This window comes from Salinispora oceanensis (assembly GCF_000383575.1).
In the GTDB taxonomy this organism is placed as follows: domain Bacteria; phylum Actinomycetota; class Actinomycetes; order Mycobacteriales; family Micromonosporaceae; genus Micromonospora; species Micromonospora oceanensis.
In genome coordinates this window covers 115,594-132,768 of the sequence record NZ_KB911579.1, presented here as the reverse complement: position 1 = coordinate 132,768, position 17,175 = coordinate 115,594, and the positions used below count along the sequence as shown (strand labels likewise).

The window sequence follows — 17,175 nt, the reverse complement described above, 5'->3', positions numbered from 1 at the left end:
GTTGTCATCGAGAGCGGAAGCGAGAGCTTCACCCCGCTGGGCCGGATAGCGTGACCGACGATGACCACACTCGCGCTGGATCTGGGCACCTCTTCGGTACGTGGCCTGGTGCTCGACGAGGCAGCCCGGCTGCTGCCCGGGGCGTTGGCCCGGCGGCGGGTGGGCCTCGCCGTCGGTGCGGACGGCGCCGGCACGCTGGACGCGCAGGGCTACCTCACCTGCCTGGGGCAGTGCCTGGACGAGTTGGCCGCCGGCGGGCACCTGGACGGCGTCGAACTGGTGGCGATCTCCGCGCAGTGGCACTCGGTGGTCGCGCTCGAGGCTGACGGGACCCCGATCAGCCCGGTGCTCACCTGGCTGGACACCCGGCCGGCGCCGGCACCCGGGCAACCCGGCCCGGTCGACCCGGGGGCTTTCCACCAGCGCACCGGTACCTGGTGGCATCGCTGTTACTGGTCGGTCCGGCTGCCCTGGCTGCGGGCGCGAGTCGGTGGCCACGCCACCCGCTTCGCCGGGCTGGCCGAGTACGTCCTCGGCGTGCTGCTGGGCCCGGTCCCGATGTCGGTGTCGCAGGCGTCCGGCACCGGCCTGCTCGACCTGGGCACGATGGACTGGGACCCGGAGGCGTGTGCGCTGGCCGGCATCGGCCCGGGCGAGTTGCCGGAGTTGGCGCCGGTGGGCTGGCACGGTCGGCTGCGCTCGGAGTACGCCCGCCGTTGGCCGCCGCTGGCCGGGGCGCGGTGGACGGCCCCGATCGGGGACGGGGCCGCGTCGAACGTCGGCTCGGGCTGCGTTGATCCAGGACGGGCGGCGGTGACGGTGGGTACCTCGGCGGCGTTCCGGGTGGTGCGGGCCGTCACGCCGGGGGAGCCGCTGCCCCGGCTGGCAGCGGGCCTCTGGCGCTACCGGGTTGACCAGCGGCATATCGTCACCGGGAAGGCCTACTCTGCCGGCGGCAACCTCTTCGCCTGGGCCAACCGGGAGCTGCGGCTCCCTGACCGGGCCGAGCTGGACGCGGCCCTGGCCCGGGTGCCCGTCGTCGGCGGGGGCCCGGCGGCGGACGTCTGTTTCGGGGGCGACCGGCCGCCCGGACTGGCTCCGGCGGGTTCCGGAGCGTTGGCCGGGCTCGGCTTCGGCACCACCGCCGTGGAGATTCTGGCCGGCCTGATGCGGGGCCTGAGTGAGCTGGTCGCGGTGGACCTGGCCGCTCTGGAGTCGGAGCTGGGCTCGCGGCCGGTCGAGGTGGTCCTGGGCGGTGGGGCGATGGCGGCGTCCGAGTGGTGGCGTCGGGCCTTCGCCGTGGCCCTCGCTCCCCGGTCGGTCTGGTATCAGCGGAACCCGGAGATCGGCGCGACCGGCGCGGCGCTGGTAGCCCTTGGTCGGATCGGCGACGCAGCCGGCGTCGCCGACCTGGACCGGACCGGCGAGCGGACCGTTCCTTCCTGACTTCCGCGCCACCGACGCCGTTGCACCTTCTCCGAGCGGGGCGTGGGCTGCGCGCCCCGCGGTCAGAACCCGCCTGCCGCGATCACCTCGCGGTACCAGTGCGCGCTGCGCTTGGGCACTCGACGTTGGGTCGGGTAGTCCACGTAGACCAGCCCCCAGCGTTGGTCGTAGCCTTCGGCCCATTCGAAGTTGTCCAGCAGGGACCAGACGTGGAAGCTCTCCAGCGGTACCCCGGCGGCGATGGCGCGGTGCGCGGCAGCCAGGTGGTCGCGGAGGAACTGGATCCGCCCGCCATCGTCAACCGTTCCGTCGGCGGCGAGGGTGTCCGGGGTGGGTAGGCCGTTCTCGGTGACGGTCAGCGGGATCTGGCCGTAGTCCCGAGTGACCCGGGTGAGGATGTCGTACATGCCCTCGGGGTAGATCTGCTGCCAGGAGGCCTCGGAGGTGGGCCAGCGGCGCACGGTTGTGCCCGCGGCGGTGACGTAGTACGGGGTGTAGTACTGCACCGCCAACAGGTCAACGGGGGCGGAGATGATGCCGAGGTCGCCGTCGTGGATGCCGCGGACCATGCGGTGGTCGGGCCCGAGGTCGTCGAGCACGTCCTGGGGGTAGCGGCCGGTGAGCGTCGAGTCGAGGTAGAGCCGGTTCTCGTAGCCGTCGTAGCGCCAGGCGGCCTCGGTCGCGTCGGGGGAGGAGTCGGCCGGGTAGCACGGGTGCAGGTTGAACGCCGGGCCGATCCGCCCGGTCCCACCGACGGCCCGGTACGTCCGAACGGCGAGTCCGTGCGCGAGCTGCAGGTGGTGCGCGACCAGATACGCGGCCTGCGGGTCCTGGCGGCCGGGGGCGTGGTGGCCGGAGAGGTAGCCGTTCTGCACGACGGTCTTCGGTTCGTTGATGGTTAGCCAGGTCGGCACCCGGTCCCCGAGGGCCTGGAAGACGTGTTCGGCGAAGTCGGCGAAGCGGTAGGCGACCTCCCGGGATTCCCAGCCGCCCCGGTCCTGGAGGGCCTGGGGGAGGTCCCAGTGGAACAGTGTCGCCACCGGTTGGATGCCGCGTTCGTGTAGTCCGTCGAGCAGGCGCCGGTAGAAGTCCAGTCCGCGTTGGTTGGGCGCACCGGTGCCGTCGGCCTGGATGCGGGGCCAGGCGATGGAGAACCGGTAGCTGCGCAGGCCCAGCTCGGCCATGAGATCGAGGTCCGCGTCGTACCGGTGGTAGTGGTCCGCGGCGATGTCACCGGTGTCGCCGTTACGGGTCCGGCCGGGGGTGTGGCTGAACGTGTCCCAGATCGACTCGCCCCGGCCGTCCTCCTTGGCCGCGCCCTCGATCTGGTAGGCGGAGGTGGCGGCTCCCCAGCCAAAGTTCGGTGGGAAGCGCAGGGTGCCCGCCGGCTGGTGCTCCGAGCGGTCGGGCTGCGCGGGGTGGGGGAGTGTCGACATCGGGGGAGTCTCCTCTGCTAGTTCTGAACCGGACCGGGAGCGCTCCCAAGGACAGAGTACGCCTTCGGTTCTCCCGGCGGGAGTCCGGGAGCGAGGGGATTCTGGGCAGGGTGTGGGGCGGTGCGCCCCGGTCGCACTGTTGCCAGGGTGCGGGATGGGGGCGGGGGAGGGCAGCCCCCGCCCCCATCGGTGCTGGACACGCCGGCCGGACGGTGGCGTCTGGCCGACGTGTCACCTGGGAGCCGGGTCACGCGAGTAGCTTGTGGATTCACCTCCTTCCACTATGGAAGTGGGAGGCGAGGTGGAAGCGCTCCCAATTGGTGCGACTGTAACGTCTCGTAACTGCCTTGTGAAAGTGGCTTAACAAAATTGAAATATCCGACTGGATCGATTCACCTACTCCTTGTGGGAGCGTTTCCAGACGTGGCAAGCTGATGGGGTGAGCCGCCGTCGCGGGAACGCGGGGCCGAGGGCAGCCGGGACGTCCGGTGCGGCACCCGAGGTGGACGGTGCCCGTCCACGCCACGTCACCGGCCCCGGCCTTGGCCGGGTTCCCTTCACCCCGGGTGCCTCGCCCGCAGCAGGAAGAACGGCCAGGCGCCCCGCCGGAGTCTCGGCTCCGGCCTGGTCCGAGGAGACACCGCGCATGAGACCCATGAACCGACGCCGCGGCTGGGCGATAGTCACCGCGGCGGTGCTGGCGGTAGCCGGCGGGGCGGCCCTACCCGCGCCGGCCGCGTCGGCCGCGCCGGCCTGCGACGTCGGCTACACCACCAACGACTGGGGCAGCGGCTTCACCGCGAACATCACCCTCACCAATCTCGGCGACCCGATCACGGGCTGGACCCTACGGTTTTCCTTCGCCGGCAACCAGACCATCACCCACGGCTGGTCGGCGCAGTGGAGCCAGAGCGGCAACGACGTCACCGCCACCAACGAGTCGTGGAACGGCAGTCTCGGCACCGGCGGCACCGCGCAGATCGGCTTCAACGCCGCGTACAGCGGTACCAACGCCGACCCGACCTCGTTCTCCGTCAACGGCGTTCCCTGCGGTGGTGCGCCGCAGCCGCCGACGGTGACGCTGAACGTGCCGGCGGGGCCCTTCGAGGCGCCGGCCGACGTGCCGCTGACGGCCACCGCCAGCGACCCGGACGGGAGCATCAGCAAGGTCGAGTTCTACCGCAACGGTCTGCTGGTCAACACCGACACCACCGCCCCGTACGCGTACACCCTGCCGGGGCTGCCGGCCGGCTCCTACACCGTGCAGGCCAGGGCGTACGACGACACCGGGCTCAGCGCGATCGCGGAGCAGTCCTTTACCGTCGCGCCCGCCACCGGTCCGCAACTGGTCGCCACCCCTGCGACGGTGGGCGTACCGGAGGGCGGCAGCGCCACCGTGACCCTGACGTTGAGTGCGGCGCCGGCCGCGAACGTCGTGGTGAGCCTCGGCCGTACCGGTGACTCCGACCTCACCGTCGCCCCCACCTCGCTGACGTTGACCACCGGGAACTGGAACACCGGTGTCGACGTGACCGTGTCGGCGGCCGAGGACGCCGACACGGCCGGGGGGAGCGCGACGATCACCGCCTCCGCCGCCGGCCTCTCCGCTTTGACGGTTACCGCAACGGAGATTGACAACGACGTTCCCGGCGGCGACAACGAGTACATCGCGCGGTTCCTCACCCAGTACGGCAAGATCAAGAACTCTGGGTACTTCAGCCCCGAGGGGGTGCCGTACCACTCCATCGAGACCCTGATCGTCGAGGCGCCGGACCACGGTCACGAGACCACGAGTGAGGCATTCAGCTTCTGGCTCTGGTTGGAGGCGCAGTACGGCCGGGTGACCGAGGACTGGGCGCCGTTCAACAACGCCTGGACGGTGTTGGAGAACTACATCATCCCCTCCTCTGCTGACCAGCCGACCGCGGGCGCCCCGGGCACCGCCCAGTACGCCGCCGAGTACGACCTGCCCAGCCAGTACCCGGCGCAGTTGCAACCGAGTGTCCCGGTCGGCCAGGACCCGTTGCGGGCCGAACTCCAGTCCACCTACGGCACCGGTGACATCTACGGCATGCACTGGTTGCTCGACGTGGACAACACCTACGGCTTCGGTCGGTGCGGCGATGGCACCACCCGGCCGGCGTATATCAACACCTTCCAGCGCGGGCAGCAGGAGTCGGTCTGGGAGACCGTCCCGCAGCCGTCCTGTGAGACCTTCACCCACGGCGGGCAGTACGGCTTCCTGGACATCTCCGTGGAGGAGCAGAACGCGCCGGCGAAGCAGTGGAAGTACACCAATGCGCCGGACGCCGACGCGCGGGCGGTGCAGGCCGCCTACTGGGCGTTGACCTGGGCCACGCAGCAGGGCCGGGCCGCGGAGGTGGCGGACACCGTGGCCAAGGCCGCCAAGCTGGGCGACTACCTGCGGTACGCGATGTTCGACAAGTACTTCAAGCAGATCGGCAACTGTGTCGGGGCGTCCACCTGCCCCGCCGGCAGTGGCCGGGAGTCGGCGCACTACCTCCTGTCCTGGTACTACGCCTGGGGCGGTGCGTACGAGCAGGGTCAGAACTGGTCGTGGCGGATCGGCTCGAGCCACAATCACTTCGGCTACCAGAACCCCTTCGCCGCCTGGGCCCTGACCACCGTGCCGGAGCTGGAGCCGAGGTCGCCGAGCGCAACCACCGACTGGGCCCAGAGTCTGGAGCGGCAGCTGGAGCTGTATACCTGGCTCCAGTCCGCCGAGGGCGCGATCGCCGGTGGTGCGACCAACAGCTGGGGCGGCCGGTACGGCCAGCCGCCGGCGGGCACACCGACCTTCTACGGCATGTTCTACGACGAGAAGCCGGTCTACCACGACCCGCCGTCGAACCAGTGGTTCGGCATGCAGGTCTGGTCGATGCACCGGATCGCCGAGCTGTACCTCGAGACCGGTGACGCCCGGGCCGAGGCGTTGCTGGACCGGTGGGTGCCGTGGGCGATCGCCAACACCACGCTGGGCGCCGACTGGTCGATCCCGGCCGAGCTCACCTGGACGGGCCAGCCGAACACGTGGAACCCGACCAACCCGGAGCCAAACACCGACCTGCACGTCGAGGTAGCCGACACCGGCCAGGACGTCGGTGCCGCCGCGGCCTACGCCCGGACCCTGACCGCGTACGCGGCGAGGTCGGGGAACGTGGCCGCGAAGAACACGGCCAAGGGGTTGTTGGACGCGCTACACGCCGCCAGCGACGCCCTGGGTGTATCGACAGTGGAGACTCGGGGCGACTACGAGCGCTTCGACGATGTCTACGACGCCAGCACCGGGCAGGGTCTCTACCTGCCGTCGGACTGGACGGGCGCGATGCCCAACGGCGACGTGATCGAGGCGGGCAGGAGCTTCGTCGAGATCCGGTCGTTCTACCTCAACGATCCGGACTGGCCGAAGGTCCAGGCCTACCTGGACGGCGGACCCGAGCCGACGTTCCGCTACCACCGGTTCTGGGCTCAGGCCGATGTCGCGATGGCGTACGCCGACTTTGGGCGGCTCTTTCCGAACAACTAACTACATATTAGTGGCGTAACGGACATTACCCCCGGATCGCTGAGTCGATACGAGAGGAGGCGGGGCGGTCCGGGGGCGCCCGATTGGCCTGAGTGTGCTTAATCTGCAAACTGGCCAAAATTAGTGTGCCCCCGGGGGCGCGGAGCGGATCCCGACGGGGTAATGTACGTCACCGGAGAGGCCGCTCCCCCCGTGGCGGCCTCTCCCTTTCTGTCTAGCTCGGGCTGTCCGCCGACTCGCGCTGTGCCGCCTGTTCGGCCTGCGCCGATGCCTCGCCCGGAAGCACCGGATGCCGTAATCCCGGATGGTCGGCCGGCAGCGAACGGCGCACCACCACCCAACTCACGCCGAGGACGGCGGCGACCAGCGGCCAGCTCAGCGCTACTCGGGCCACGCTCAGCGCGACCACCTGACCGCCGAGCCACAGCGGCAGGAAGACCGAAACCCGCAGCAGGAAGCTGGCGGTCCAGACCCAACTGCCGCGCCCGTAGGCCCGTAGGAGCGCCGGGTCTCGGCGCCAGCGGGTCCGCTGGCGCAACACGCCGCCGAGGACCACTCCCAGCAGTGGCCAGCGGATCACGATGCTGACCATCCAGGCGAGTGCGCTGGCCGCGTTCGCGAGGAGCTGCACCAGGAAGAAGTCCTCGGCTCGTCCGGTCCGAAGCGCGATCAGCGCGCCGACGCAGACGGCGAGCAGGCCCACCAGTACTGACCTGGGTCGATGTCCACGGCGCCAGCGCCAGCCCGCCACGGCCGTACCGGTCACCAGCGCCGCGCCGACCCCGATCTGCAGCGACTCGCCGCCGAGGAGCCAGCCGGCCGCGAACGCCACCGGCGGCACGGTAGCGTCGATCGCGCCACGTCGCCCACCGAGTAGGTCGGTGAGGGACTCCGGCTCCGGTGTCGGCGCCTGGTGCTCCGAAGTGCTGCCCACTCTCTCTCCTCCCGTGTCGTCGCGACCAGCACGGACAACCATGCTGACGTGGCGAATCAGCGGACCGGCCTCCAAACCTAGACGAGTTGTTCCGAAGTCCTTCGGTGGGCCGTAGGCGGTCAGTGGCAGGGTGACGGGGGCGCCGGCGGTGTTGTCGTGCCAGAAGGTGTCGTTGACCGACTCGGTCAACTGGCGGACCTTCGTAAGTGTCGCCTCGCCGTGGCGGGCCTTCTCCTGTTGCGTGACGTAGGACACAGCTCGATTGCCCTGATCGGCCGGTTGCTGCGCGAACGGCGTGGAGGCGAAGCCCTTGTCCGAGGTCAGCAGGATCCCGTCATCTTCGGCGACCACGCCTGCCTTGGCCTGCGGCATCGAAGCGAGTACTTCCCGTTGGCCGATCTTCGGGTTGGCCGGTGCTCACCGGATCGGCATCCCAGTCGGGGTGCACACCAGGTGCAGCCGCAGTCGCTAGGAGAACCGGGAGGGGGCGCAGTAGCTGTAGCTGGCCCAGCCGGCCAGGTCCGCCCTCTCTTCATGCCCAGACATCGACCTCCGACATTGGAGAGACGATCAAATGATGGCTTGGCTTTTGTCAAATATTGCCCCGTTGGCGGCGAATTAACTTCGTCGTAACAGCCGCGGCCCCAGCTGGTGCCGGTCTCGCCGCATGAGGCCCAGTGATTTTTCGCCACACGCAAGGTCATAACGGAACAAAGTGCTGTGCCGAGCCATCCAAATTAGAAACCAACAGTCTTGCCAAGCAATGTGAACATCTGAATACTTCATTCAGCCTGACCGCCGAGCCACTTGGTCAGGTTGTTCACCGGCTCCGCCGACCTCGGTGGGGCCGTTCCTCCCTAACCCCCAACCGGAGGTACTACATGCGACCCACGAGGTTCATGTTGCGTCGGGCCGCGGCAGTGGCCGTGGCCGGAACCCTGGTGGTCGGCGCGCTCATTGGTAGCCCGGCGCACGCGACTCCCAACGCTTCACCGGAGGTCGCCGTCGACCTCGCCGAGCAGCTCGGCGATCGCGCCGCCGGTGTCTTCGCCGACGCCAATGGCCAAGTCACCATCGCGGTGACCGACGACGCCGCCGCCCAGCAGGTCGCCAAGGCCGGCGCTACCCCGAAGATCGTCAAGCGGGATGGCGCCGAACTGCGGCGTGCCACCGCCAAGCTGGAGAGCCTGACCAAGATTCCCGGCACCGCATGGTGGACGGACCCGGAGACCAACCAGGTCGTCGTCTCCGTCGACAGCACGGTGACCGGCACCAAGTTGGCGCGGGTCGAGGCCGTTGTGGCCCGCATCGGCGGCGCGGTGCGTATCGAGTCGGAGACGGGTGTGTACAGCACCCAGATCTCCGGAGGCGAGGCGATCTGGGGCGGCGGCGGTGTGTGCTCGCTCGGCTTCAACGTCCGGAGCGGCAGCAGCTACTACGCTCTTACCGCCGGGCACTGCACCGACGTCGTTTCGAACTGGTACGAAGACAGCGCGCAGAACACCTATCTCGGCCCCACGGTCGGGTCCAGCTTCCCCGGCAACGACTACGGCATCGTGCGCCTCAGCGGCTACGAGCCGGGCAATGTCTACCTCTACAATGGCGGATACCAGGACATCACCACCGCCGGTAACGCCTTCGTCGGCCAGTCCGTGCGGCGTTCTGGTCGGACCACCGGTCTGCACAGCGGCTCGGTCACCGGGCTCAACGCCACCGTCAACTACCGCGAGGGCACGGTTCGTGGCCTGATCCGCACCAATGTCTGCGCGGAGCGGGGCGACAGCGGTGGCGCGTTGTTCAGTGGCTCCACTGCGGTCGGCCTCACCTCCGGCGGCAGCGGCAACTGCTTCTTCGGTGGCACGACCTTCTTCCAGCCGGTCGTCGAAGCCCTGAACGCCTACGGCGTCGACGTCTACTGATCCAATCGGCTGGGGCGGGGCGCCGAACGCCATTCGGTGGCCCGCCCCAGCCGACGATCAGCAGCTCAGGTAGTGCGGTAGCAGGCCCGGCCTCCCCCTGGGGAGACCGGGCCTGCTCTCTGGCTGCGGGTCAGCGCTCTTTGGTGAAGGTGACGAACCGGCGCCATGCCGCCGGCCCGAAGGTGAGGGCGGGCCCGTTCGGGTCCTTGGAGTCCCGAACACCCACGACACTCGGAAGGTTGTCGGCAACCTCCACACAGTTCCCGTGGCCCGAGCTCCGGCCGGACTTGCGCCACATCGCGTCACTGAGCCTAGTCATAGTACTTCTCCTTGATCGTGAGTAGGGCTTTCCGGGAGTCGTCGATGTCCAGCGCGTGCGCGGTCAGCGCATTCCAGGCGTCGGCGTACGTCCGCACCTCCGCTATTTGATCGAGGTAGAGGGCACCGGACAGCCCTTCATTGTAGACCGTCGTCGGCTCGGCGGGCCGAAGCCCGATTTTGGGGAAGTCCAGGATGACAAAGCTTCCCGAGGTCACCATCGGGCTGAGCTTGCCGCCGAGGGGCATCAGCCGCACGGAGATGTTCGGGGCCGTGCTGGCGTCGAGCAGTCGTTCGATCTGCGTACGCATCCCGGGCACGTTCTTGTGCAGTAGCGCCTCTTCCAGGATGACGTCCAGGGTTGGGGCGGTGGGCCGCTTGCGGTGCAGCAAGCGCTGCCGCTCGGCGCGTAACTCCACGAGCTTCGCCACCTCCTCCGGAGGGTTGCCCGGCTCGGTGCGAATGGCCTGCTCGGCGTATGTCGGCGTCTGGAGTAGCCCCGGCACGACAGCATGCTCGTAGGTCCGGATCCGGCTGGCCGCTGACTCCAGCCCGACATACAGCTCGAACCAGCGGGGGATCGCCTCGCCGTAGGAGTGATACCAGCCCTTACCCTTCGACTCCTTGGCGAGGCTCTTCATGACTTCCGTCATTTCGGCTGACGCGCCATACAGCCGGCACATTTGATCAACGTCCAACACGCGGATGGGCGCCTGCCCCGACTCGATGCGATACATCTTGGCGCGGGACCATTCAAGATCAGCGGCAGCGGCTTCCAGCCCTATGTTGGCCTGTTCCCGTGCCTGTCGAAGCAGCCTGCCAAGTTGCCGCCTCGGCACTGTCGATCCGACGTCGGTCATTGGTGGGTCTCTCCTGTCTCATCCTGATGCGCTGGCGGGGCATGTCATGAGATGGCATTCGCATCATTCCCTAAAGGTGCCGTCCTGCATAGAGATTCGTAGCTCGAGACGTTGCATCTGAGATTGATTGCACTGATCGTGGGCTACAGGGCAGTGGTGGATGCCACCGCCCGGGGGTAAAGCAAGCACCGCAGTGTGCCCTTCAAACAGGAGCAGCATGAGGACAGCTACTGAGTACCTATCCCTCGATCGACTGCCGCAGCGCGCACGCCGAACTGCGTCGCCTGATTCGACCGGTAGCGGTCAGCTCGCAGTCGTGACCGGAGTCGATTCGGAGCGACGGCTACTCGCTGGCAGTGTTGTCGGCTGCGTTGGTGTCGGCTGTGTGTGTCCGAGTGACGACGTGCTTGCGGCCGTGCTGGCGGGGCTACGGAGGTTGTGATGGCCGACGACGACAAGCCTGCCGAGGTGCGGGCCAGCCATGATCCGCACGGGACGCCGCCGTTGGCCGACGGTGATCGGGTACGGCGAGCCGTCCCGTCGGTGCCCACCCCGCCACCGACTACCAGGCAGAAGGCGGTGGCCATCCTGATCGTGGTGATTGTCGTCGTCGCCGTTGTGATCGGGGCGCTGCGGTGATGGCCCAGCCGGTAGATCGTCTGCCATTGGTTGGCCGGGCGGTCGGTGTAGCCCAGGTCGGCTATCCGCCGACAGTCGATGAGCGCGCGTTGCGGGTAGTTCTGCTCGCCGCGCTGGCGCGGATGCGGACCTCCTGATGGCGAATGAGCGGCATCTGCCGATGCGGCCCTTGTGGGGCTGCGACACCTGTCGGGCCGATTGGCCCTGCCCTGCTGCTCGCCTCGCCCTGTTGGCCGAATACCACAACGACCGCATCGCGTTACGGGTCTACCTTGCGGCGCTGATGGCAGAGGCCGACGGGCAGCTGTCGCAAGTCGGCAGGAACGCGGATCTGTATCGCCGGTTCCTGGCGTGGGTGTAGCCGTGCGGGTGGCTCAGCGCGTCTCTTCCGACGGAGGGGCCCCGATCCTGGTGTGCAGGATCTCGCGTGCCTGCTCGGCGGCGCGGGCGATGCTCTCCGAGACGAAGTCGATGAAGCGGGCGATGTTTTCCAGCCGGGCGGCGGCCGGGCTGCCCGGGCCCAGGACGTTCACCCCCTGCCGGGCGATCTCGCCCAGGTGGGCGGTGGCCTTCGCACTGGCCATCGTGGACTCGTACATCACGTCGTTGTCGACCACGTAGCGTTCCCGCCGCCGCTCGTCGCGCTCCCGCCGGACCAGCCCCTGGCTCTCCAGGAACGCGATCGCCTTGGAGACCGAAGCTGGGCTGACCTGCAGCCGTCCGGCGATCTGCGAGGCGGTGAGGCTCCCGGCGTCGGTGGTGAAGAGGCAGGCCAGCGTCCGCGCGGTCATCTTCGGCAGCCCAGACGCTATGAACACGCCGGCGAAGGTCTCCTCGTATTCCCGCACCGCCTCGATGTCGCGTCCGGGCGCTGCCGGCGGGTTGCTCGTACGAATCGGCGAGGTGCTCCGGCGTCGGCGCGCGCGACGCTCGGTGGCGTGGTGGGCGAGGTCGCCTCGATAGGCCGTCGCGCCGCCGTTACGTATGACCTCCCGGGTGATGGTCGAGGTCGGCCGGCCGAGACGCCGGGCGATTTCCGCGTAGGTGAGGCCGTCGGCCAGACCGGCGGCGATCTGCTGGCGGTCCTGCTGCGTGAGCCTGCCCCCCGGCATCGTGGCCCCCTTCGTCGTCGATGCCGCCACGATAGCGTTCACTCCTCATTCATTGCAACGATGATCGCTCGTGTGTTGCGTTGACTTCAGCTCTCATTGCAATCTTTCATCGGGCTTGACCTGCAGTTATTGCCTGTTGTTGCAACTTTCTTGTTGCTGTACCCGTGAAGGCAACGTAGCGTTTCCGGTGTCAGAAATAAGCAGTGAAGGAGCTGGTCATGCGGAAGTTCGACACCCCCATCCCCGTCTCGGCGACGTTCGCGATCCCTGCCGGCCGCATTCAGATCATCGCCGCCGACCGGGCCGACACCACGGTCGAGGTCCGGCCCACGGACGCCGCGAAGAACCGCGACGTGACGGCGGCCGAACGGGTCCAGGTCAACTACGCCGACGGCGTGCTGCGCATCGAGGCCGCGAAGCCCAGCAACCCGCTCCGCGGCTCGTCCGGTTCGGTGGAGGTGACCGTCCAGCTGCCGGCCGGGTCGAACATCGAGGGCAAGACGGCCAGCGCCGATATCCGCGGCGTCGGGCGCCTTGGCGACGTCACCTTCGAGGGCGCGGCCGGCTCGATCAAGGTTGACGAGACCGCGACCGCCCGACTGACCCTCGCCAGCGGTGACATCACGGTCGGGCGACTGAACGGCTCGGCGCAGATCCGCACCCACCAGGGCGACCTTCGGATCGCCGAGGCCACCGATGGCACCGTCTTGCTGTGCACCGACCAGGGCGACATCACCGTCGCGGCCGCCCGCGACTCATCCGCCACCCTGGACGCCGGCACCAGCTTGGGCCGGGTCCACAACGCGCTGCGCAACACCGACGGCGCTGCCGCCAGCCTGAAGATCCACGCCACCACCACCCACGGCGACATCACCGCCACCAGCCGCTGAGGAGCATCCGCCATGGCTAATCCGACGACCACCGGGCCGTACCGGCCAGATCTACACAAGGCCATCGAGGCGTTCGTCGACGCCGGCTTCGCCGGACTGCAGCTGCGCCTGAATGATGAGCACGGCGAATGGGTGGCCAGCGCCAGCGTCCGCAAACTCGGTGATACCGACCGCCCGCCCACGTCTTCTTCGCCGCCCCCTATTGCGGCGCACTGCTCCCCGTCCCGTTGCTGGCCGAGATCCGCAAGCCGGTCGGCTCGATCAACCACGGCCTCGGTATCTTCGTGCAAGACCTGGGTCCGGCGGGCATCATCTACCACCACAACCTGAAGGCTCTCCGGCAGCGCACTCCGGCAACACGCCGGAGTGCGCTGCCTTTCCGCATCTGCCCTGCCCAAGGCGCGTATGTGCGGCGCTCCTGTTTCCGCGACGGGATCTACTTCGAGCTATCCACAAACGAGACGATCTCCGGCAGTGGGGGTTGGTAGCCGTCTGTGGTGTCGACCTCCAGGAATGGAGCATCCAGCGCGACGCGAGCGAAATTTGTGTGGCGAAGCGGGTGGTCAGTGGGGTCTTGCAGGTCGGTGTGGGCGCGGCGGAGCGGATTCGACTCCCACCGCTGTTGAATCCGGGTCCACGCCGTGCTCGCGTCGACCACGCAGTGCAGGACCCGAAGCTCCGCGACCTCCCCCAACGGTTGCAGGCCCGGCCGCCAGAGCCGATCCTGGAACGCGGCCTCCGCCACGGTCGTCACCCCGGCGCGAAGCAGCAACTCCAACACGCCAAAGAACGTCGGTAGGGTCCGCAAAGCCAACGCGTCGTCCGCTCCAGCCGTAAACAGGCCGGAGGCGGACGTCAACGCGCGCACCATTCCTTCCTTGATCTCGTCCCGGCAGATCGCCGGAGCGCCGATCGTCCGGGCAAGTGTGTGCGCGAGGGTGGTCTTTCCTGAGCCGGGAGGTCCGCTCACAACAACCAAAGTGGGGGGCGGGTGAGCGCTGGAGGGTTCGGCGTTGCCGGCGATCTGTCTCAGGTTTGCACCCCTTATTCGGAGCTGAGGAAGACCGCGGCCGCGCCGCACCAAACGACGATCATCAACCCGTAGAAGATGGTGAAGATCCAACCAACCACGGCACCAGCGGTGGCCAGCTCTGCCCCGCGTTCCCCTGTCCAGGCAATCTGCTCCTTGGCCTTCTTAGCAAAGTAGATACCCAGCGGCGGGAACACCATCGCGCCGAGGACCAAAGCGAGAATCGCATAGGTGTTGAATGGCGCGGGGTATGCATGGGGCGGATACGGCGGGTGGCCCGGCATCGGGTTCGGCGTCGGCGAGGAGTGCTGAGGCGGCGGTAGGTCTGTCATGTGTTGCCCTCCTGAGGGTGGTGGAGAGTGGGTGTGGGCGGGAACCTGCGACCGGTCAGTCAGGGTACCTTCCCGTGTCATGGGCGCTGACATGCTTCCAGGGCTGGGCCGGCTACCGGCCCTGCTCCACAACGGACCCAGGCACCATGCCGTTGAAGCGGACAAATCGTTCTCCATGCCTGAATGGCGCGGAGTATCACATGGCGAATGGAGCAGGCGTAGAGTGTCGTCGTTCCGGCGTGACGATAGTCCGAGGAGAGTCTCATGGCTGATGGTTCCGTCACACCGACAGTCGCTCCGTACCTCGCCTACGAGAATCCGGCGAAAGCCATCGAGTGGCTGATCAGCGCGTTTGGCTTTACCGAGCTGGCTGTCTTCGACGACGGGCAGGGCAACGTCTACCACGCCGAGCTTCAGGTCGGCGACCAGGCGCTGATCATGATTAACGGTGTCAATTCGGCGCTGCGAATCGGCGAGCCGTTGACGCTCGGTGCGGCGTCGGCCGGCACCTTCGTCCGTCGGGAGACTGATGCGGAGGTCAACGAGCTGCACCGTAAGGCGGTGGCTGCCGGCGCGGAGATCCTGCTCGAGCCGGAGGTCAAGCCCCACGATTCCTACGAGTTCACCTGCCGTGACCCGCAGGGGCATGTGTGGACCTTCGCGACCTATCGCACCAGCCTCGGCCGCTATCTGTAGTCAGAGAACGTCGGACAGTCGTAGAACTGTTCGCGGCCAACCACGCGGCGCTGCCGCCGCCGGTGTGCGCGTACCGCGTCTGATCACGCTCGACCGTGACGGCCGCTACCTCGACGCTACATCGTGCTGCTGGAAGATGCCGGTGCGCCGCGGCGGGATCGCGTTCCATCAGCGCTCCGGCCGCGGCGGCCGGGCCGGCATGGATGGTCCTCAGGGCCGGTGTGTTGGTCGGCGTCGGCGGGTGGCAAGGGTCAGGGCCGTGCCGGTGAGGGTGAGCAGGATTCCGGCGGTGAGGATGGTGGGCAGGCTGGTGCCGGTTACTGGGATGGTGGGCTTTGGGACGGTGGGCTCTGGGACGGTGACTGTCGTGGAGTTGGATGTTGAGGCGGGGCAGTTGCTGTCGCCGTTGTAGCGCGCCTGGATGCGGTGTGTGCCGGGTGCCAGGCGGGCGACCGTGAGGGTTGCGGTGGCGGTGGGGTTGCCGGACAGGGGTTCCGTGCCCAGGACCGTCGTGCCGTCGAGGAAGGTCACGGTTCCGGTGGGGGTGCTGCCGGTGCAGGTCGCGGTAGCGGTGAGTGTGACGGGTTGATCCGGTGTCGGGTTCGGTGGGGAGACCTGCAGGGTCGTGGTCGATGTTGATGCCGATGGGACGATAGCCAGGCTGTGGAAGCTGCCGCCGGTGACGGCGGTGGTTGTGGTGTCGGCTGGCAGGTCCACCGCAATGGGGGTGCTGCTGTTGCTGTTGGTCCCGTCGCCCAGCTGGCCTGAGGCGTTGTAGCCCCAGGCCAGTATGGTGCCGGTAGAGGTCAGCGCCAGGCTGTGGCCGGCCCCGGCGGCTACGGCGGTGATCGTGGTGCCGGCTGGCAGATCCACCGCTATGGGGATGTTGCTGGTGGTGGTGCTCCCGTCGCCCAGCTGGCCGGAACCGTTGCCGCCCCAGGCCAGCATGGTGCCGGTGGAGGTCAGCGCCAGACTGTGGCCCTGGCCGGCGGCTACGGTGGTGATAGTGGTGCCGGCTGGCAGGTCTACTGCAATGGGGGTGCTGCTGGGGGTGGTGGTCCCGTTGCCCAATTGGCCAGTGAAATTGGCGCCCCAGGCCAGCATGGTGCCGGTGGAGGTCACCGCCAGACTGTGGCTGCTGCTGCTGGCGGCGATTGCGGTAATGGTGGTGGCGGTTGGCAGGTCTACTGCAATGGGGGTGCTGCTGGGGGTGGTGGTCCCGTCGCCCAGCTGGCCGGAACTGTTGGCGCCCCAGGCCAGCATGGTGCCGGTGGAGGTCAGCGCCAGACTGTGGGCGTTGCCGGCGGCGACGGCGGTGATCGTGGTGCCGGCCGGCAGGTCCACCGCGACAGGGGTGCTGCTGTTGGTGGTGGTCCCGTCGCCTAACTGGCCGGTGAGGCTGAGGCCCCAGGCCAGTACGGTGCCGGTGGAGGTCACCGCCAGACTGTGGCGGTCGCCGGCGGCGACGGCAGTGATCGTGGTGCCGGCCGGCAGGTCCACCGAAACGGGGGTGCTGCTGGGGGTGGTGGTCCCGTCGCCCAGCTGGCCGGAACTGTTGGCGCCCCAGGCCAGTACGGTGCCGGTGGAGGTCACCGCCAGACTGTGGCCTTGGCCGGCGGCGACGGCGGTGATCGTGGTGCCGGCCGGCAGATCCACCACAACAGGGGTGCTGCTGTTGGTGGTGGTCCCATCGCCTAACTGGCTATCGGCGTTGTCGCCCCAGGCCAGGCCGGTACCAGGTGGGCTTGCTGCCGCCGCCGGAACGCGCTGCGCGAGCACGGGTGCCGCGCCGACCGAGGTTATGCCCAGCATGATCGCCACCATCAGCGGCACCGCGAACAGCCCCCACAGAGTCGCGGGCCGGACCCAGCTTCCTCTCACGTTCGCGACCGTGCCGGTCCAGGAAATCTCCACCGACCCCTACCCTCTGTCTCTCCGCCACCGGCCGCGTCCGACCACGGCCTGTACAACGACTCCATCCGGCCGCAGGTCTCGACTGCGTCGGTGAGGTCGTTG

At 68.4% G+C, this 17,175-nt stretch carries 16 protein-coding genes; 8 read left to right on the top strand and 8 right to left on the bottom strand.

Going from position 1 to position 17,175, the window contains the following annotated elements; all coding sequences use genetic code 11:
- Window positions 1-60 precede the first annotated feature (60 nt).
- Complete coding sequence (locus SALPAC4_RS0100470; protein WP_019868687.1) at window positions 61-1,446, top strand: FGGY family carbohydrate kinase; 1,386 nt, start codon at window positions 61-63, stop codon at window positions 1,444-1,446.
- A gap of 62 nt (window positions 1,447-1,508) precedes the next feature.
- On the opposite strand, the gene SALPAC4_RS0100465 is transcribed toward SALPAC4_RS0100470, so the two are convergent.
- Window positions 1,509-2,882: a GH1 family beta-glucosidase gene (locus tag SALPAC4_RS0100465; protein WP_019868686.1), complete on the bottom strand. Its 1,374-nt coding sequence runs from the start codon at window positions 2,880-2,882 to the stop codon at window positions 1,509-1,511.
- A gap of 655 nt (window positions 2,883-3,537) precedes the next feature.
- Here SALPAC4_RS0100465 and SALPAC4_RS0100460 point away from each other — a divergent pair.
- Window positions 3,538-6,429, top strand: a complete 2,892-nt coding sequence (locus tag SALPAC4_RS0100460; RefSeq protein WP_019868685.1) for a glycoside hydrolase family 48 protein — start codon at window positions 3,538-3,540, stop codon at window positions 6,427-6,429.
- Window positions 6,430-6,643: 214 nt separating this feature from the next.
- On the opposite strand, the gene SALPAC4_RS0100455 is transcribed toward SALPAC4_RS0100460, so the two are convergent.
- Window positions 6,644-7,363 carry a DUF3159 domain-containing protein gene (locus tag SALPAC4_RS0100455; RefSeq protein WP_027644664.1) on the bottom strand — a complete coding sequence of 240 codons (720 nt, stop codon included), beginning with the start codon at window positions 7,361-7,363 and terminating at the stop codon, window positions 6,644-6,646.
- Window positions 7,364-8,244: 881 nt separating this feature from the next.
- Between SALPAC4_RS0100455 and SALPAC4_RS0100450 the strand changes: the two genes are divergently transcribed.
- Complete coding sequence (locus SALPAC4_RS0100450) at window positions 8,245-9,282, top strand: S1 family peptidase (RefSeq protein ID WP_027644665.1); 1,038 nt, start codon at window positions 8,245-8,247, stop codon at window positions 9,280-9,282.
- Window positions 9,283-9,412: 130 nt separating this feature from the next.
- Here SALPAC4_RS0100450 and SALPAC4_RS25005 read toward each other — a convergent pair whose 3' ends face one another.
- Together SALPAC4_RS25005 and SALPAC4_RS0100440 are read right to left on the bottom strand one after the other, a co-directional pair.
- On the bottom strand, window positions 9,413-9,580 hold the full coding sequence (locus SALPAC4_RS25005; RefSeq protein WP_019868682.1) for a DUF397 domain-containing protein: 168 nt from the start codon (window positions 9,578-9,580) through the stop codon (window positions 9,413-9,415).
- A 13-nt stretch (window positions 9,581-9,593) separates the two neighbouring features.
- The gene (locus SALPAC4_RS0100440; RefSeq protein WP_080640827.1) at window positions 9,594-10,460 is read right to left on the bottom strand and encodes a helix-turn-helix domain-containing protein; all 867 of its coding nucleotides are present in this window, start codon (window positions 10,458-10,460) and stop codon (window positions 9,594-9,596) included.
- A 441-nt stretch (window positions 10,461-10,901) separates the two neighbouring features.
- Between SALPAC4_RS0100440 and SALPAC4_RS0100435 the strand changes: the two genes are divergently transcribed.
- Genes SALPAC4_RS0100435 through SALPAC4_RS0100425 form a run of 3 tightly spaced genes read left to right on the top strand, consistent with a single transcriptional unit; the run spans window position 10,902 to window position 11,460 of the window.
- On the top strand, window positions 10,902-11,099 hold the full coding sequence (locus tag SALPAC4_RS0100435) for a hypothetical protein (protein ID WP_019868680.1): 198 nt from the start codon (window positions 10,902-10,904) through the stop codon (window positions 11,097-11,099).
- Window positions 11,099-11,236 carry a hypothetical protein gene (locus SALPAC4_RS27680; RefSeq protein WP_019868679.1) on the top strand — a complete coding sequence of 46 codons (138 nt, stop codon included), beginning with the start codon at window positions 11,099-11,101 and terminating at the stop codon, window positions 11,234-11,236. The genes SALPAC4_RS0100435 and SALPAC4_RS27680 overlap by 1 nt, the downstream gene beginning before the upstream one ends.
- A complete protein-coding gene (locus SALPAC4_RS0100425; protein WP_027644667.1) occupies window positions 11,236-11,460 on the top strand; it encodes a hypothetical protein in 225 nt (74 codons plus the stop codon). Before SALPAC4_RS27680 ends, SALPAC4_RS0100425 begins: the two co-directional genes overlap by 1 nt.
- Window positions 11,461-11,473: 13 nt before the next feature.
- Here the strand turns inward: SALPAC4_RS0100425 and SALPAC4_RS0100420 are convergent, their stop codons facing one another.
- The gene (locus tag SALPAC4_RS0100420; protein WP_019868677.1) at window positions 11,474-12,211 is read right to left on the bottom strand and encodes a helix-turn-helix domain-containing protein; all 738 of its coding nucleotides are present in this window, start codon (window positions 12,209-12,211) and stop codon (window positions 11,474-11,476) included.
- A 218-nt stretch (window positions 12,212-12,429) separates the two neighbouring features.
- Here SALPAC4_RS0100420 and SALPAC4_RS0100415 point away from each other — a divergent pair, with 218 nt between their 5' ends.
- On the top strand, window positions 12,430-13,101 hold the full coding sequence (locus SALPAC4_RS0100415) for a DUF4097 family beta strand repeat-containing protein (RefSeq protein ID WP_027644668.1): 672 nt from the start codon (window positions 12,430-12,432) through the stop codon (window positions 13,099-13,101).
- 436 nt (window positions 13,102-13,537) lie between these two features.
- On the opposite strand, the gene SALPAC4_RS0100410 is transcribed toward SALPAC4_RS0100415, so the two are convergent.
- A complete protein-coding gene (locus SALPAC4_RS0100410; protein ID WP_019868675.1) occupies window positions 13,538-14,071 on the bottom strand; it encodes an AAA family ATPase in 534 nt (177 codons plus the stop codon).
- A 74-nt stretch (window positions 14,072-14,145) separates the two neighbouring features.
- Complete coding sequence (locus SALPAC4_RS0100405) at window positions 14,146-14,415, bottom strand: DUF4190 domain-containing protein (RefSeq protein WP_019868674.1); 270 nt, start codon at window positions 14,413-14,415, stop codon at window positions 14,146-14,148.
- A 312-nt stretch (window positions 14,416-14,727) separates the two neighbouring features.
- Between SALPAC4_RS0100405 and SALPAC4_RS0100400 the strand changes: the two genes are divergently transcribed.
- Window positions 14,728-15,159: a VOC family protein gene (locus SALPAC4_RS0100400; protein ID WP_019868673.1), complete on the top strand. Its 432-nt coding sequence runs from the start codon at window positions 14,728-14,730 to the stop codon at window positions 15,157-15,159.
- A gap of 210 nt (window positions 15,160-15,369) precedes the next feature.
- On the opposite strand, the gene SALPAC4_RS0100395 is transcribed toward SALPAC4_RS0100400, so the two are convergent.
- Window positions 15,370-17,073 carry an RCC1 domain-containing protein gene (locus SALPAC4_RS0100395; protein WP_019868672.1) on the bottom strand — a complete coding sequence of 568 codons (1,704 nt, stop codon included), beginning with the start codon at window positions 17,071-17,073 and terminating at the stop codon, window positions 15,370-15,372.
- Window positions 17,074-17,175 lie beyond the last annotated feature (102 nt).

Bases quoted from the DNA above. Each gene is read 5' to 3' on its own strand.
- SALPAC4_RS0100440 (WP_080640827.1), bottom strand. From the start codon at position 10,460: ATGACCGACGTCGGATCGACAGTGCCGAGGCGGCAACTTGGCAGGCTG.
- SALPAC4_RS25005 (WP_019868682.1), bottom strand. From the start codon at position 9,580: ATGTGGCGCAAGTCCGGCCGGAGCTCGGGCCACGGGAACTGTGTGGAG.
- SALPAC4_RS0100400 (WP_019868673.1), top strand. From the start codon at position 14,728: ATGGCTGATGGTTCCGTCACACCGACAGTCGCTCCGTACCTCGCCTAC.
- SALPAC4_RS0100420 (WP_019868677.1), bottom strand. From the start codon at position 12,211: ATGCCGGGGGGCAGGCTCACGCAGCAGGACCGCCAGCAGATCGCCGCC.
- SALPAC4_RS0100435 (WP_019868680.1), top strand. From the start codon at position 10,902: ATGGCCGACGACGACAAGCCTGCCGAGGTGCGGGCCAGCCATGATCCG.
- SALPAC4_RS0100450 (WP_027644665.1), top strand. From the start codon at position 8,245: ATGCGACCCACGAGGTTCATGTTGCGTCGGGCCGCGGCAGTGGCCGTG.
- SALPAC4_RS0100465 (WP_019868686.1), bottom strand. From the start codon at position 2,882: ATGTCGACACTCCCCCACCCCGCGCAGCCCGACCGCTCGGAGCACCAG.
- SALPAC4_RS0100405 (WP_019868674.1), bottom strand. From the start codon at position 14,415: ATGCCGGGCCACCCGCCGTATCCGCCCCATGCATACCCCGCGCCATTC.
- SALPAC4_RS27680 (WP_019868679.1), top strand. From the start codon at position 11,099: ATGGCCCAGCCGGTAGATCGTCTGCCATTGGTTGGCCGGGCGGTCGGT.
- SALPAC4_RS0100425 (WP_027644667.1), top strand. From the start codon at position 11,236: ATGGCGAATGAGCGGCATCTGCCGATGCGGCCCTTGTGGGGCTGCGAC.
- SALPAC4_RS0100415 (WP_027644668.1), top strand. From the start codon at position 12,430: ATGCGGAAGTTCGACACCCCCATCCCCGTCTCGGCGACGTTCGCGATC.
- SALPAC4_RS0100470 (WP_019868687.1), top strand. From the start codon at position 61: ATGACCACACTCGCGCTGGATCTGGGCACCTCTTCGGTACGTGGCCTG.
- SALPAC4_RS0100460 (WP_019868685.1), top strand. From the start codon at position 3,538: ATGAACCGACGCCGCGGCTGGGCGATAGTCACCGCGGCGGTGCTGGCG.